General features: G+C 61.3%; 11 protein-coding genes. 6 read left to right on the top strand and 5 right to left on the bottom strand.

What is annotated here, in order from left to right:
- Window positions 1-243 precede the first annotated feature (243 nt).
- The 6 genes from ACOVRJ_RS21105 (at window position 244) to ACOVRJ_RS21080 (ending at window position 6,916) form a co-directional block, all read left to right on the top strand.
- Window positions 244-591 carry a VanZ family protein gene (locus ACOVRJ_RS21105; protein WP_422045789.1) on the top strand — a complete coding sequence of 116 codons (348 nt, stop codon included), beginning with the start codon at window positions 244-246 and terminating at the stop codon, window positions 589-591.
- 117 nt (window positions 592-708) lie between these two features.
- Window positions 709-990, top strand: coding sequence for a hypothetical protein (locus tag ACOVRJ_RS21100; RefSeq protein WP_422045788.1), 282 nt, complete (start codon window positions 709-711; stop codon window positions 988-990).
- 718 nt (window positions 991-1,708) lie between these two features.
- Window positions 1,709-3,049 (top strand): ABC transporter substrate-binding protein, encoded by a 1,341-nt coding sequence (locus ACOVRJ_RS21095; RefSeq protein WP_422045787.1) that lies wholly within the window; start codon window positions 1,709-1,711, stop codon window positions 3,047-3,049.
- Window positions 3,046-3,762: a response regulator gene (locus ACOVRJ_RS21090; protein WP_422045786.1), complete on the top strand. Its 717-nt coding sequence runs from the start codon at window positions 3,046-3,048 to the stop codon at window positions 3,760-3,762. Before ACOVRJ_RS21095 ends, ACOVRJ_RS21090 begins: the two co-directional genes overlap by 4 nt.
- On the top strand, window positions 3,762-5,315 hold the full coding sequence (locus ACOVRJ_RS21085; RefSeq protein WP_422045785.1) for an ATP-binding protein: 1,554 nt from the start codon (window positions 3,762-3,764) through the stop codon (window positions 5,313-5,315). Before ACOVRJ_RS21090 ends, ACOVRJ_RS21085 begins: the two co-directional genes overlap by 1 nt.
- Window positions 5,316-5,347: 32 nt before the next feature.
- On the top strand, window positions 5,348-6,916 hold the full coding sequence (locus tag ACOVRJ_RS21080) for a tryptophan halogenase family protein (RefSeq protein ID WP_422045784.1): 1,569 nt from the start codon (window positions 5,348-5,350) through the stop codon (window positions 6,914-6,916).
- A gap of 117 nt (window positions 6,917-7,033) precedes the next feature.
- Here the strand turns inward: ACOVRJ_RS21080 and ACOVRJ_RS21075 are convergent, their stop codons facing one another.
- From ACOVRJ_RS21075 to ACOVRJ_RS21055, 5 genes are all read right to left on the bottom strand, one after another.
- Window positions 7,034-8,386: a sugar MFS transporter gene (locus ACOVRJ_RS21075; protein WP_422045783.1), complete on the bottom strand. Its 1,353-nt coding sequence runs from the start codon at window positions 8,384-8,386 to the stop codon at window positions 7,034-7,036.
- Window positions 8,387-8,539: 153 nt separating this feature from the next.
- Complete coding sequence (locus ACOVRJ_RS21070) at window positions 8,540-11,161, bottom strand: TonB-dependent receptor (RefSeq protein WP_422045782.1); 2,622 nt, start codon at window positions 11,159-11,161, stop codon at window positions 8,540-8,542.
- Between the two features lie 339 nt (window positions 11,162-11,500).
- Complete coding sequence (fahA, locus tag ACOVRJ_RS21065; protein WP_422045781.1) at window positions 11,501-12,820, bottom strand: fumarylacetoacetase; 1,320 nt, start codon at window positions 12,818-12,820, stop codon at window positions 11,501-11,503.
- Between the two features lie 7 nt (window positions 12,821-12,827).
- Window positions 12,828-14,126, bottom strand: coding sequence for a homogentisate 1,2-dioxygenase (hmgA, locus tag ACOVRJ_RS21060; RefSeq protein ID WP_422045780.1), 1,299 nt, complete (start codon window positions 14,124-14,126; stop codon window positions 12,828-12,830).
- Between the two features lie 62 nt (window positions 14,127-14,188).
- On the bottom strand, window positions 14,189-14,838 hold a 650-nt coding region (locus ACOVRJ_RS21055), incomplete at its 5' end, for an MBL fold metallo-hydrolase (protein WP_422045779.1).

Below are 14,838 nucleotides of genomic sequence, written 5' to 3'. Positions count from 1 at the left end.
GAGCAGCTCATTCGTAATGAGAAGGTCGGGTGTTCGATTCATCTCTCCGGCACCAAAATCCAAAGAAAACCCAGCAGGCTCGTGGCCCGTTGGGTTTTTTTTCGACTCGCCGAAAAAGTGGTTTCTTTTTTGCCTCACTGACGGGGCTGTCGTTTCATTGTCCTGGAGTGCATTGTGCAGCGTCGCAACTCGTCCATGCTCAAAGTCTTGTTGCTTGGCGCGCAGGCCCAGACCGGCTGGCGCTTGCTGCTGCTGGCCCTCGCTATTGCGGTGAGCTATCTTGCGCTCAGCCCCGTTCCGCCCAAGACCCCGCTGGAAACCGGCTGGGACAAAGCCAACCACCTGCTGGCCTTCGGCGCACTCGCCTTCAGTGGTCATTGGGGCTGGGCGACGCGCTTTGATCGCTATGTCAGATTGCCGGCGGGGCTGATGCTCTTCGGCGCTGCCATCGAATTGCTGCAACTGCAGGTACCGGGTCGGGATGGCGAATGGGCCGACCTGTTCGCCGATGGTTGCGGCGTGCTCATCGGCTTGCTGCTGGCCTGGCTGACCTGTTACTTCATCGGTGCCAGCAAGGCCATCGCCGAGTGATGCCCTGTCCGGGCTGAAACCACCAATCTTCAGAGCTGTCACCAAGGCTTCACGCAAGTCGGCAATGCTGGGTCAGCGGCAATCAGCCGCGCAGACACTCCGCAGGAGACCCAAGCCATGAGCAATGAGAACAACCTCGATCTGCCCGCAGAAGCCGAACTGGACGAATTCCTCGAAGAAGACGATGAGTCCATTGGGGATCTGCACCGCATTGCAGCCCAGCACTTTGCCGCCGCCGCTGACCACCATCTGGCCGCCGCTGCCGCCGATGATGAAGGGGACATGGAGGCACTGACGCGACATGCCTACCTGGCTTATCGTCACCAACTGAATGCAGTGCAATACGCCGAGATCGCTGCGCTCGACAACGATGCGCTGGACGGCGAACTCGAAGGCTGAGCACCCAAGACCCTTCCTCTCCTCGCAGTCATCCGCCTGGCCCGCCGTCCATCGAAGGCGGCCAGGCTGCCTTTCCTTGAAGAGCGAAGAAAGAGCCTGCAAGCCAGCCCGCATTGGTGTTTGAGCCGGCTTGCAGGAAACGAGGAAGGTCAAACCGAGCGCGCAGACAGCTCAAGCTCAAGAACCCCAAGGTTCTCAGGCCGCAGCTTTGCTAGCTCCATAACAGCACAAACCCAGTGAACCTCACGACTGCGGTCAACAGCATCAACCGCCGACAAGGAGTTCTGGCTTGCACTGGCTGAACCATAGATGTACCCGGCATGTAACGCAAGCCGCCAAGGCTCACGACGCTGCGGCCACCCTTTTCAATCCAGCGACGCGCCTGATTCGCTAACGATAAAACTCGGCAGATGGCGATTCAAGCACTTGAGTTGCTGGGCCATGCCCCAAGGCCGCCGACGTTTCTCCTCCAACAGCGGAACTGTGGCCAGGCACCACGACCTTACGTTTTATTACATGCCCGTCCAGCCCGTATTCATGCGCTCCAGGCCCCGAGTCGCGCCCTCGCCCAGAGAAACCCCCAATCGCCAAGCGCCGGGCAAGCTCTGAGAATTGTCACAACAGCGCCAGCGTCTTCCCCTCTGTGACTTACACAACATCACCGAAGTCCAACAGTTCCTTGACTTGCAGTCCACCATTGCAAGGCAAGATGCGCCGCATGTGTGCTCTCGCCCTGCTTCCACTAGGTCTGGCCGTATCAGAGGCCGGACGCGGCGCACCGCCTGCGGCCAGCGCGGATGGCGCGAATGAGCTCAACGTCCTGCACTGGTGGACCTCCAGCAGCGAGCGCGCTGCGGCCGACCATGTGGCGGCTCGCATGGCGGAGGTCGGCCTGCGCTGGGTCGACGGCGCCGTGGCTGGCGGCGGAGGCAGCGCCGCCATCAAGGTCTTGAACGAACGCACGCTCCGCCGCATGGCACCCAAGGTGGCGCAGCTGAATGGGCAATCCATGAGCGAATGGGCCGATATGGGTCTGTTGCTGGAACTGGATGCTGTAGCGCAGCGGCGCAATTGGGCGCGCACCATGTTCCCCCAGGTGATGTCGCAATTGACGGTACGCGACCATGTGGTTGCCGCCCCCTTGGGCATCCACCGGATCAACAACCTCTACCTGAACAAGGCGCTGTTCCGTCAACACAAAATTGAACTGCCCAGCGATTGGGCGGGCCTAGAGAAAGCCGCCCAGGCCTTTCGCGCGGCGGGCGTTACCCCGGTTGCCTTCAGCGATGAACCTTGGCAGGTTGCCACCGTGTTTGAAACCCTGTTGCTGGGCGAGGCCGGCCCGGCCCTGTATCGCCGCATGATGGTTCAACGAGAGCTGCAGGCCTTTAGCGACCCCGCCTTGGAGCGCGCCTTCAAGCGCCTGCGCGATTGGCGCAATATGGCCATGGCCCCGACCCAGGCGAACAGCGGCAGCACAGGATCTGCCAGCAACAGCACCGCAAGCACGCCGCGCGAGCGTCCGTGGACCGAGTTGGTCGCCGACTTTGCTGCCGGGCGCTCGGCCATGCTGATCACCGGCGACTGGGCGCGCGGTGAGTTGGGGACCCTGGGCTTGGAAGGTGGGCGCGATTTCGAATGCAAGGCCGTGCCCGGAACCGCCCAAGCCCATCTCTTCAGCATCGACACCTTGGCCATGCTGGCCGGCAATCTGAGCTCGCAGGCCGAGCAAGAAAAAATGGCCGAACTGCTCGGCAGTGCGGCTTTGCAACTGGGCTACAACCGAATCAAGGGCTCGGTGCCGGTGCGCCGCGATGTGCCGGTGGATGAGTTGGATCTCTGCGCCCAGCAGTCTTTCAAGCTGTTCGCCAATCCTGGCACGCCACGCGTGCCCAGCCTGGTGCACCGCATGGCTTTTGAAGAGGTCGGCAAGAACGCCGTGATCGAAACCGTCCATCGCTTTGCCCTGGACCCGAACCAAACACCGGCCGCGGCGCAGCGCAAATTGCAAGGACTCTTGCGTGCGCTGGGCCCCAAATCAGTGAAAGCCGCCCCATGACCCGCACGATCTTGCTTGTCGACGACGACCAAAAAATCCGCACCCTGCTGAAAACCTATTTGGAGAAGAACCAGTACGAGGTCCGACTCGCGCATGACGGCGCCAGTTTCTTGGCCGAGTTCGAGCGCTTCAAGGACGAGATCAGTCTGTGCATTTTGGACGTCATGCTGCCCGACACCGAAGGTTTTGCCTTGTGCCAGTCGGTGCGCAGGCGCTCCGATGTCCCAGTGATCATGCTGACGGCCAGCGCCGAAGAAACCGACCGCATCGTCGGGCTGGAGTTGGGCGCCGATGACTACATTGGCAAGCCCTTCAATCCGCGCGAGTTGTTGGCGCGCATCAAGGCCATCCACCGCCGCTCCGGCCTGGACCGCAGCCAGACCCCGCGCTATTTCCGTTTCAACGGTTTTTGTCTGGATGTGCTGGAGCGCAGCTTGATCGACCCTGACGGCGCGAGTTCCGCCTTATCGGGCATGGACTTTCAGCTGCTCAAGCTGCTGGTCGAACACCCGGGCGAAGTCCTGGACCGCAGCCGCTTGGCGGAAGTGACCCGTGGCCGGGATCTGGGGCCGCTGGATCGCTCACTGGATGTTCAGGTCAGCCGCCTGCGGCAACGCCTGCAGGATGACGGCAAGCAACCCGCCCTGATCAAAACCGTCCGGGGCTCAGGTTATGTGTTTGCCACAACCGTCAACGCCGGACACACGCTCTGATGGCTGACGGAGGGTTCGCGCCGGGCGGTTCCGGCAGTCATGGAGCCCGGCCTCAGCGCGCTTGGTCACAGCGCTTCCTCGCTTTTCTGTTCGACAGCCTGCAGGGGCGCTTTGTGCTGGCCATGCTGGGCGGCATGGTCTTGTTGCAGCTCTTGATCAACTTGCTTTGGTACAGCCAGATCGAACAACGCGCCCGTCGCCAAACCGAGATGGCTGCTCACCACGTGTCCAGCAGCGCCCTGGGCGCCCTGCGGGCGGTGCGAGAGCTGCCGCCTTCCGAGCGCCAACTGGTGCTGCAGCAGTTGCGCAATATGGGCGGCACCCGCTTCCTGGTCTTCTTCAACGACGCCGAGGTGCCGGCTCAACCACTGCCCCGCCAAGCATTGGCACGCCTGCTGGAAGCCCAGGTGCAAGAGAAGCTGCATGCACAGCTGCCGGCCAATGCCAAGGTCAGCGTCACGCTGGCCTCCCCGCTGGACTTGAAGGTCTCACCGAACGGTGCCTTGTTGGCCGACTTGCCCGACAGCTGGGTCGACCCTTCCCTGCTCTCTGCCGACCGCCCCGCCCCCTTCTTGGTCATTCAAGCCGAGACCGAACCGGGGCACTGGCTCTACCTCAGCAGCGCCATGCCCGACCCCTACTTTCTGGAGCAGCTGGAATTCTTCACCTGGCAAAGAATGGCGCCACAGCTGCTGACGCTCGGACTGGCCCTCTTGATGACCTTGATGACGGCGCGGGCGCTCACCCGGCCCCTGCTGGGCTTGAGTCGCGCTGCCGCACGCATGGGACACAAGTCAACGCCGAAGCCGCTGCGCGTCACGGGCACGGCAGAGGTTCGGCGTGCCATCCAAGCCTTCAATGAGATGCAGGAGCGCATCCGCCGCTATCTGAGCGACCGGGAACGCCTCTTTGCCTCCATCTCGCACGACCTGCGCACCCCCATCACCCGACTGCGCTTACGCAGTGAATTGCTCGACGACCCGGCCGTGCAAGATGAGTTCCATGAGGATCTCGACGAGTTGGACATGATGGTCAAGACAGCTCTGCAGATCGTCAAGGACACCGATATCCATGAGAACCGCGTGCCGGTACGCATCGACTTGGTGCTGCAGAAAATGGTCCGAGACGCCCGCATGGCGGGCCAACAAATCGAGCTGCATGAACGCCCACTGACGGTATTCGGCAAGCCGCTGGCCCTGAAGCGAGCGCTGGGCAATTTGCTCGACAACGCCATGTTTTACGGCGCAGGCAACGATGTCCCCAAGGCGGAGCTGCGAATGCATGAGGGCGAGCTCGGCAGCACTGAAGAGGGTCAGGTCTTGCTAACGGTGCGTGACCATGGCCCGGGTGTGCCGGAAAGCGCCCTGGCCAAGCTGGGCCAACCCTACACCCGCCTGGCGCATGGCGCCAAGCTACGCGCCGAGGGCCTGGGCCTGGGCCTGTCCATCGTGCGCGACATCGTGGCTGACCACGGCGGCAACTTGCGCTTCCGCAATCACCCCCAAGGTGGGTTTGAGGTGTGCGTGGCGCTGCCCAGCAGCCGCACGTCCTGAAAACACATCCGCACCGCACCGAAGGCAGATCCGTGAACTCGATTCCCCTGCAACACCTCGTCATCGTCGGTGGCGGCACGGCCGGCTGGATGAGCGCCAATCTGCTCGCTCAGCAATGGGGGCAGCGCGGACTGCGCATCACGCTGCTGGAATCGAGTGAGATCGGCATCATTGGCGTGGGCGAAGGCTCCACGCCTTACCTGCGCCAGTTTTTCGACCGCTTGAACATCAAGGAAGCCGAATGGATGCCGGCCTGCAATGCCAGCTTCAAATGCGGCATTCGATTCCCCGGCTGGTCCACAGTACCCGGCTACGAGTCCTATGTTCACCCCTTCTTCAACCATGCCGACCTCGCCACCGGCAATGCATTCTTCAGCAATGCCTGCCTGCGTCGGCGCGGCGCCGACGTCGATGCCAATCCACAGGATTTCTTCATTGCTGCAGAGCTGGCTCGGCAATGCCGCGCGCCTCATTACCGCCCGCGTGGCGATGGGCAAGCCAGCCCGCCCACCGATTACGCCTACCACTTCGATGCCGGCTTGCTGGGTCAGTTTTTGAAGAGCCATGCGCTGAAGTTAGGCGTCAGGCATCAGGTGGGTACGGTCAGCCAAGTCTTGCGGCATGAGAACGGCGACATTGCCAGTTTGCAGCTTGAAGACGGCTCGCTGTTGGCCGCTGATTTGTTTGTTGATTGCAGTGGCTTTCGCGGGCTGCTGATCAATCAAGCCTTGGGCGAGCCCTTTGTGTCCTACCGAGACCAGTTGTTCAATGACCGGGCCATTGCGATTCCCACGGCCTTGGACCCGGACCAAGACATCCCCTCAGAAACCGTTTCCGAAGCACTCAAGCACGGCTGGGCCTGGAAGATTCCGCTCACCAATCGCTACGGCAATGGCTATGTCTACGCCTCCAGCTTTGTCAGCGACGATGAAGCCGAAGCCGAGTTGCGCCGTCATCTCGGCCCGGCGGCCGAAGGCCAAACGGCACGACGCCTGCAGATGCGCGTGGGTCGAATCCATCAGCATTGGCGCAACAACTGCCTGGCCATTGGCCTGTCACAAGGCTTTATCGAGCCGCTCGAAGCCACCGCATTGATGCTGATTCAGTTCTCGGTCGAATTGTTCATCGCCGAGATGGCGCAAGGCGGCTTCAGCCGCTCAAGGCAAACGAAGTACAACCGACGCATCCAGCAGATGTTTGATGGTGTGCTCGACTATGTGCAGACCCACTACCAACTCAACAGCCGCGAGGACAGCGACTACTGGCGCGAGAACCGCGCCAACAAGAACATCTCGGCGCGATTGGCCAGCATTCTGGAGGTCTGGGACCGAGGCGGCGACTTTGAAGCCGAGCTGACGCGGCACGGCGACGATCTGATGTACATCCGCCCCTCCTGGTACTGCCTGCTCGCCGGCATGGGTCGCTTCCCTTCAGCCTTGCGCGCGCCCACGACAGGCCAAGAACACCTCAGCAAGGAGTTGGCCCGTCGCGCCATCGCGCAGATTGCAAACCAGTTCTATGGCCAAAGGGAGCGTCTGCAGATGCTGGCCTCCTCCCTAGACGGCGTCGCTACACCGCTGAAAGATCTGGCCAGGGCTTGAGCTCACTTTCGCCGCGGGGTATGCACCCGCTGCCATCGTCCGCTCAGCAAAGCGCGAGGGGAGTCGACCAAAGGCCGACGCCCCTCATTCATGGTTTGCTCTGGTTTCGGAGTCGCTTCAGGCGCGCTTCAAGGCCTGCCCCGAGGTACCCCAACTGCGCAGCTTGTGACCATGCAGAGCGTAGTAAAGGATCAAGGCATAGCAGGGCAACATGATCCAGTAAGCCCGCTGCGTGTGTCCGGCATCTGACAGACCACCGTACACCATGGGCAGCAAGGCGCCACCGGCGATCGCCATGATCAGCAAGGCCGACCCGGCCGCGGTGTATTTGCCCAAGCCCTCCAGCGCCAAAGGCCAGATGGCAGGCCACACCAAGGCATTGGCAAAACCCAGCAGCGCAAGAAACATCACCGTATCGGGCACCAGCGGCACACCAGCCCAGCCCAGCAAGGCGGCAGAGATTGCCGTGCTGGAGCTGGAACCGAGAATGACCCCCAGCGAAAACAAGATGCCGTTCACGGCCGACAGGATCAAAGCGCCCTTTTGTGAGAGGTACTTCGGAATCGCCACCACCCCCAAGCAATAGCCCAGCACCATAAAGCCCATGGTGTAGGACGTGAGCACGGCAAAGTTCTGCACACCCAGGTTCTGCCCGTACAGGCCAATGGTGTCGCCCGCAATCACCTCCACGCCCACATAGGCAAACAAGGCCAAGGCGCCCAAGACCAGTTGCGGGAACTGCAACACCCCCATGGCACCCACCGGCTCACCACCGCTGCTGGGCAAGTCCTCTTGGGGCAACTCCGGCAAGGAGGAAAACAGAATGATCAACATAAAGACCACCAAGCCTCCTGCCATGGCCAGATAGGGGAAGATCAGTCGCGAGGACAACTCCGCACGGGCTGCCGCTCGCGCGGTGGCGTCCATGGCGGCCAGAGCACTGTCCGAGTACTGATCGATCCCCGACAGCATCAGCGCCGAGAACACCAAGGGCACAACAATGCCCGCGCCCTTGTTGAACAGGCCCATGATGCTGATGCGCATGGCCGCGCTCTCCCGCGAACCGATGCAAACGATGTAGGGATTGATGGCCGTTTGCATCAAGGTCATGCCGGTGGCCAAGGTGAACAGAGCCAACAGGAAAAGGCCGTATTGGCTGCTCTTGGCTGCGGGGATGAAAAGCAAGGCCCCAACCGCCATCACACCCAAACCCAAGGCCATGCCCTTCTTATAGCCGGTACGACTCAAGACCGCGGCCGAAGGCAGGGCCATGATGGTGTAGGCGATGTAGAAGGCAAAAGTGACCCATAAAGCCTGAAAGTTATTGAGATCGCAAACGATCTTCAAGAACGGAATCAATGCCCCATTCAACCAGGTGACGAAACCCAGGATGAAGAACATCATCGCGATGAAAAACATGGCCAGGATCACGCGCGGTGTCGATCCTGCCGATTGAACTTTGTTGCCCATGACAGCTTCCATAGAGGATGAGGATTGCGCTGACTGGCCTGCACCTTGCGTCTTTTGAAAAAAACAAGCCTCCCTCCCTTCGCTGGGGGGAGGCTCCTGAGTCAAGGTGTCGACCCGGTCAATTCCGGGTCAGCTTCAGTCGGCGCTCAAGCCTTAGAACTTGGCGCGCAGGCCGAGGCTGTAACGAGGGCCGTTCTCATACACAGAGACAGGCACGCCGTCGGTGGTGTTGGTGCGCACCACCTCGTTGTTCAGGTTCACACCCGAGGCAAACAGGCTGATCTTCGGCGTGATGTCCCAGTTGGCGGTGGCGTCCCACTGACCGTAGGCGCTGGTGACCTGCTGGCCCCCCTGATCCAGCTTGCCGTAGAACTTGGAGCGGTAGTTGTACGACACCCGCAGGCTGATGCCATGGCTTTCATAGTAGGCGCTGGCGTTCACCTGATCACGCGAGTTGCCAATCACATTCAGCTTGGGCTTGCCGGCCACCGAGCCGGTCTTCGCATCGGTAAAGGTGTAGTTCACGACCGTACCGAAGCCCATACCGATGGCTTGCTGCCACTGCAGTTCCAGGCCCTTGATGTCAGCGCCGTTGTCGGCATTGAACGGACGTGTGACCGGGCGGGCCACACCGCCGACGTTCTCGGTCTTGGTATCGGTGTAGATGAAGGTATCGAGCTTCTTGATGAAAGCAGTGCCCGACAGCAAAGAGCCCTTGGCGAAGTACCACTCGGCGCCGATTTCAGCCTGATTGGCGTGATACGGCTTGAGCATGGGGTTGCCGGCGGTCGCGGCATTGGTGGTGCCACTCAGCTCAGTACTGGCGCTCAAATCGCTGAAGGTGTTGCGAGCCATCACACGCGAGACCGCACCGCGCACCACCACATCCTTGCTCAGGTCATAGATGACGTTCAAGTTGGGCAAGAAGTTGGTGTAGCTGTTCTTCACCGATGCAATGCCGTAGTTGGCGCTGCCGGCCAAGCCTTGGTAGGCCTCGGAGGTCTGGTCGGTCTTGACCAAGCGCCCACCGAAGTCACCGCGCCACTGCTTGGTCGAGAACTCGGCTTTCACATAGGCGGCGGTGATGCGCTCTTTGATGCGGTAGTACTCGTTCGTCAGATCCTTGTACTTGCCGGCCATGCCCTGGTCGTACATCGGGATCAGCTTGCTGGCCACCAAGCCATCGTCCACCCAGGCGTACTGTGTCAATGAACCGGAGGTCGCGGCGGCTTGGCTCAGCAGCGGCGAAGCACCGGTGGAGAGATCCGCCAAAGTCAGCGTCTTCCAGCCCACAGAGCCTGGCCCCACGGAAGCCGCAGCACGGTTGTTCTTGACCGTGTTGTCGCGCAGCTTCAAGCCGACCTTGACGGCGTTGATGAAGGAGTTGTCGAGCTCGAATGTCAGGTCACCCTGCGCATAGTTCTCTTTGCTCTCCATCTTGCGCACCCAGTCGCGGCCGCCACCCAAGGTCATGATCTTGGGGTCCAGCGGGCTGGCATCCAGGTAAGAGACTTCGTACTTGTCCGGGCCCAGATTGAACTTGGCGCGGGTGTCACCTTCGAACCAGAAGCTGCGGTCATGCTTGCTGCCGCCTTCGGCCTTGGTGGTGCCGATCTGACCGTGCGCCTTCCAGTTGCTGCCGCTGTAGGTGCCGTCCAGGTCCAGCACTTGCGACTTGATGTAAGACTCGCGATAGATCGGCTCGAAGGTCACGCCACCCTTGGGGCCGACCGTGCCGCCCACCAAGGCCTTCTTGCCGTCCGAGGTGGTGATGAATTTCGGATCCGTGATGTTCACAACCGGCAGAGCGTCGTTCATACCCTCGGCACGCCAGAGATAGTTCTGGTTGTTGTTGTTCATCTTCATGTCTGAATTCATGTAATTCAGAGCAATGTCGGTAGACGAGTTCGGGCGGAACTGCAGCACCAGATTGCCGGTGGTGCGCTCGCGATCTTGGCGGAAGATGGCCGAGCCACCACCCCAGGAAGAGTACACATCGGGCGTGGTTACGCCGTTCTGGTCCACCACGGGCTTGGGTGCACTTTCAGTGAAGTTCTCCAAGCCATCACGGCGCATGGTGCGCTTTTGTTGGCTGACAGACAGCAGGACACCGAAGGTCTTGTCATCGTTCTTCCAATTGATCAAACCATTCAGTTGCGGATCGGTCTTCTTGGACAACTTGCTATAGGTGGCCTCAGCCGAAACTACACCCGAGAGCTGATCCTTGAAGTCCATGGGCTTGCGGGTCTTGACGACCACCAAGCCACCAATGCTGCCTTCGTCCAAATCGGCCGCAGGACTCTTGTACACATCCAAGCTACCGATGATTTCAGAAGGCAGGATGTCGTAGTTGAAGCCACGGCTTTGCTTGTCGTTACGCCACCAGTAGGCGGAAGCAACCGACTGGCCGTTCAGCAGCGTCATGTTCAATTCTTTATTGGTACCGCGCACAAAGATGTCGCGCCCTTCGCCCCAGCCCCGGTCGACGGAGATGCCAGGCATGCGCTGCAGCGAATCGGCCACGTTTTTGTCGGGGAACTTGCCCACGTCTTCGGCGCGAATCGAGTCGACGATGTTCAAGGACTCGCGTTTCTCAATCAGGTTTTGCTCCAGCGTTGCGCGCACGCCGCGGATTTCCACCACTTGGAGCTGCTCGGCCTTCTTGCCGGCTTTGGCATCGGCTTCTTGAGCATGAGCGGCTTGCAAAGCAAGCGACCCCAACATCAGGGTGATCAGGTTGGGCAAGAGTTTCTTCTTGAAGCTGGGCTGAGTCATGGCATATCTCCGTAGGAATTTTTGGGAAACCGATGTTGGAAGGGAGACTCAGCCCGAAAAGCTACGGTCTGCAGATGGACCTAACCATGCTTTCAACAGACCCGCTCAGATGCCGGGCGGAGCTTCTTGTCAGCGTTGCATGCAGCGCGACAAGCCTTCTCGACCGCCGCAATTTACCGCCGCTGAAGGCGCCTGCGTCAGCACGTTGCGTTTTGACGGACTTCATTGCACCCACGTTACATTGCCCGTGATGGCGGCAAGATTTCAGGCTTCAATAGGCTGAAAAGCCTCGGGTAGACCCTGATCTCCCGATCAGGATCTACCGCGCGCACTGTCGATTCAGAGCGCGGGGGCCGGCACGATAGTGGCGACACATTCGCCAAAGCCGATGCGGCGTGCGCCCTCGCGCACCGCATAAGCCCGCAGGCCGACGGCATCCCCATCCAGCAAGAAGCTGCGCGTCTCGCCATTCGGCAAGGTCAGGCTTTGCTTGCCGCCATTGGACAACTCCAGCATCGAGCCGCCTTCATTCGCTTCGGGGCCCGATTGCGTGCCGGTGCCCAATAAATCACCCGGCTGCAGATTGCAACCATTGCTGGCGTGGTGGGTCAGCATCTGCGCCAGGGTCCAGTAGGCATGCTTGAAGTTGGAGCGCATCAAACGCGTGGCCGGCTCGCCCTTGGCGCGCATGGCTTCGGTCTGCAGCCAAACTTCCAGTTCAATCTGATAGCCACCCTCGGCGCGGTTCTTGGCCGAGTCGATATAGGGCAGCGGCTGCGGGTCGCTTTCGGGGTGCGCAAACGCGGTGCGGAAGGGTTCTAACGCGTCCATGGAAACGATCCAGGGCGAGATGGTGGTGGCAAAGTTCTTGGCCAGGAAGGGGCCAAGCGGCTGGTATTCCCAGCCCTGCATATCGCGCGCCGACCAGTCGTTCAGCAAGGTCACGCCGAACATATGCTCGTCGGCGTCTTCCATATCGATGGGCTCACCCAGCGCATTGCCGCCGGCCACAAACAGTCCCAGCTCCAGTTCATGGTCCAGGCGCTTACATGCGGCCCGCACCGGCGCTTCGGCGCCCGGCGGCATCAGCTGCCCCAAGGGGCGGCGCACCGTGCCGCCGCTGACGCCGATGGAGGAGCTGCGGCCGTGGTAACCAATCGGCACCCATTTGTAATTGGGCAGCAATGGGTTGTCCGGACGGAACAGCTTGCCCACCGTGGTGGCGTGATGGATGCCGGTGTAGAAGTCGGTGTAGTCGCCGATGCGGCAAGGCACGGCCATCTGCGCCGCCGCCTGCGGCAGCAGGCAAGCGCTCAGAGCCGTCTGCTGCTTGGAGCCTTCCAGCAAGGCCTCAAAGATCGCGTGGCGCAGCAAGCGGCGCTGCGCCGAAGGCTGGGCCATGAAGGTGTTCAAGTCGCCATCAGCCAAAGGCTGCAGCAAGACCTGCACGGCCGAGCTCCATTTGCCCGCCGCAGCGGCGAGCTTCAGATCGAGGATCTGATCGCCAATGGCGATGCCGACGCGGGCGCTCTCGTTGGAGCCGGCGCGGCGGAACAAGCCGTAAGGCAGGTTCTGAATCGGGAAATCGGTGTCGGCCGCGTTGGCGCTGGTCACCCAGCTCAAGGCGTCGGGGCGATGGGTGTGGTCAATCAAGCTCATGGCGGGTTCAGGCTTTCGTGTCGGGGGTGAATTGATCGTTCAGGCCGGCCCAGCAGTCGGCATAGCTGCGCTCCAGGGCGCCGCCATTCAGGGCGAAATCGGTGGGCAACAGGCGCCAGCGGGTCTCGAACATAAAGGCCAGGGTGTGGTCCAGTTTATGCGGGCTCAAGTCGACGCTGGAGGCCTTGGCAAAGGCTTCGGTATCGGGGCCATGCGGCACAAAGGCATTGTGCAAGCTGGAGCCGCCGGGCTTGAAGCCCTCGGGCTTGGCGTCGTACTGGCCCAGCACCAGGCCCATGTACTCGCTCATCACATTGCGGTGGTACCAGGGCGGACGGAAGGTGTCTTCGGCCACCATCCAGCGCGGCGGGAAGATGACGAAGTCACAGTTGGCCCAGCCGGCGGTGTCAGACGGCGAAGTCAAGACGGTGAAGATGCTCGGGTCCGGGTGATCAAAGCTGATCGAGCCGATGGTCATGAAGTGCGCGGTGTTGTACTTGTAGGGCACCAAATTGCCATGCCAGGCCACCACATTGAAGGGGCTGTGGCCCTGCTCGGCGCGCCACAGACTGCCGCCATACTTCTTGACGATCTCGTACGCGCCCGGCTCGGCCTCAAAGGCCGCCACCGGCGCTTGGAAGTCACGCGCATTGGCCAGGCCGTTGGAGCCAATCGGGCCCAGCTCGGGCAGGCGGAAAGCGGCACCGTAGTTCTCGCAGATATAGCCGCGCGAGGGGCCGTCCACCGCCACCTTGAAAGCCATGCCGCGCGGCAGCAAGGCGATCTCGCCCGGCGCCACCCGCAAGAGGCCCAGCTCGGTGGTCAAGGTCAGCACGCCTTGCTGCGGCACGATCAGCATCTCGCCATCGGCATTCACAAAGGCGCGGCGCTCCATGCTGCGATTGGCCACATACAGATGCGCAGCGATGCCGAGGTGCGAGTCCGGGTCGCCGTTGACGGCCATGGTGCGCAAACCCTCGATGAAATCGGTGGGCTCCGCCGGAATCGCGGTCGGCGCCCAGCGCAGTGGGTCGGGCGGCGAGACCTGACCCTCTTTGGCACCCGTGCGCAGATGAGCGTGCGCCATCGGCTGATAGCCACCCACCACCACCGAGGGCTGGCGACGGTAAAGCCAAGTCCGCAAGTTCTCATTGCGCGGCGCGGTGAAGGCCGCACCCGAGAGCAACTCGGCGTACAAGCCATGGGCCACTTGCTGCGGGCTGTTGCGGCCAATCGGCAAGCTGCCGGGTACGGCTTCGCTTTGATGCTGGTTGCCGAAGCCCGCGAGGTAGTTCAGTTCACTCATGGTGTGTTCTCGTGCAGATCGCTTGAAAGAGGTTCAGTAAATCTGGAAGATGCGAGAAAGGCTCACACGCCTTCCAGTGCGCGCCACATCTCCAGGTCGCGCTCGGCGGTCCAGATGCGCGGATCGGTGTGGCCGAGTGCCTCGTCATAGGCCCGGGTCACATCAAAAGGCATGCAATGGGCAAAGATCACCCAGTGGCCATAACTCCGCGCCAGCTTGGCATAGGTCTCGCGGTAAACGGTCGTCAAATCACGACCTGCGCGTGCGCCCGCCTGGACGCTCTCATACAACTCGCTCACAAAAGCGCGCGTCCCGCTCAAAGCCGCCGCCACTTGTTCGGGCGTTTGCAGCGCAGCCCCGCGGCCCGGCACCAGCTTGGCGGGCTGCAAAGCGGCCAGGCGGTCCAGCGTTTGCGGCCAATCTTGAAAGTAAGCATCTCCGGCATAGGGTGTGGCATCGAATTCCACCAAATCGCCGGAAAACAAAATGCGATCCTTGGGCAACCAGACCACCGTGTCGCCCTTGGTATGGCCTCGACCCAGTTGCAGGATTTGCACCTCCAACTGCCCCAGCCACAGCGTCATGCGCCCCGAAAAGGTCAAGGTCGGCCAGGTCAGCCCCGGCGGCACCGTCTCGACATTGCTGAACAAACGCGGGAAGCGGCCAATCTCACTGGCCTTGTCCTGCTCACCGCGCTCCACGATCAAGTCAT

The sequence above is a fragment of the Roseateles sp. genome (assembly GCF_049240545.1).
Taxonomy (GTDB): domain Bacteria; phylum Pseudomonadota; class Gammaproteobacteria; order Burkholderiales; family Burkholderiaceae_C; genus Paucibacter_A.
Note: the sequence above shows the minus strand (reverse complement) of the source record. Positions and strands in the feature narration are given on the sequence as shown.

Coding starts and splice junctions, on each gene's coding strand:
- ACOVRJ_RS21075 (WP_422045783.1), bottom strand. CDS start 8,386: ATGGGCAACAAAGTTCAATCGGCAGGATCGACACCGCGCGTGATCCTG.
- ACOVRJ_RS21095 (WP_422045787.1), top strand. CDS start 1,709: ATGTGTGCTCTCGCCCTGCTTCCACTAGGTCTGGCCGTATCAGAGGCC.
- fahA (WP_422045781.1), bottom strand. CDS start 12,820: ATGAGCTTGATTGACCACACCCATCGCCCCGACGCCTTGAGCTGGGTG.
- ACOVRJ_RS21070 (WP_422045782.1), bottom strand. CDS start 11,161: ATGACTCAGCCCAGCTTCAAGAAGAAACTCTTGCCCAACCTGATCACC.
- ACOVRJ_RS21085 (WP_422045785.1), top strand. CDS start 3,762: ATGGCTGACGGAGGGTTCGCGCCGGGCGGTTCCGGCAGTCATGGAGCC.
- ACOVRJ_RS21090 (WP_422045786.1), top strand. CDS start 3,046: ATGACCCGCACGATCTTGCTTGTCGACGACGACCAAAAAATCCGCACC.
- hmgA (WP_422045780.1), bottom strand. CDS start 14,126: ATGAGTGAACTGAACTACCTCGCGGGCTTCGGCAACCAGCATCAAAGC.
- ACOVRJ_RS21100 (WP_422045788.1), top strand. CDS start 709: ATGAGCAATGAGAACAACCTCGATCTGCCCGCAGAAGCCGAACTGGAC.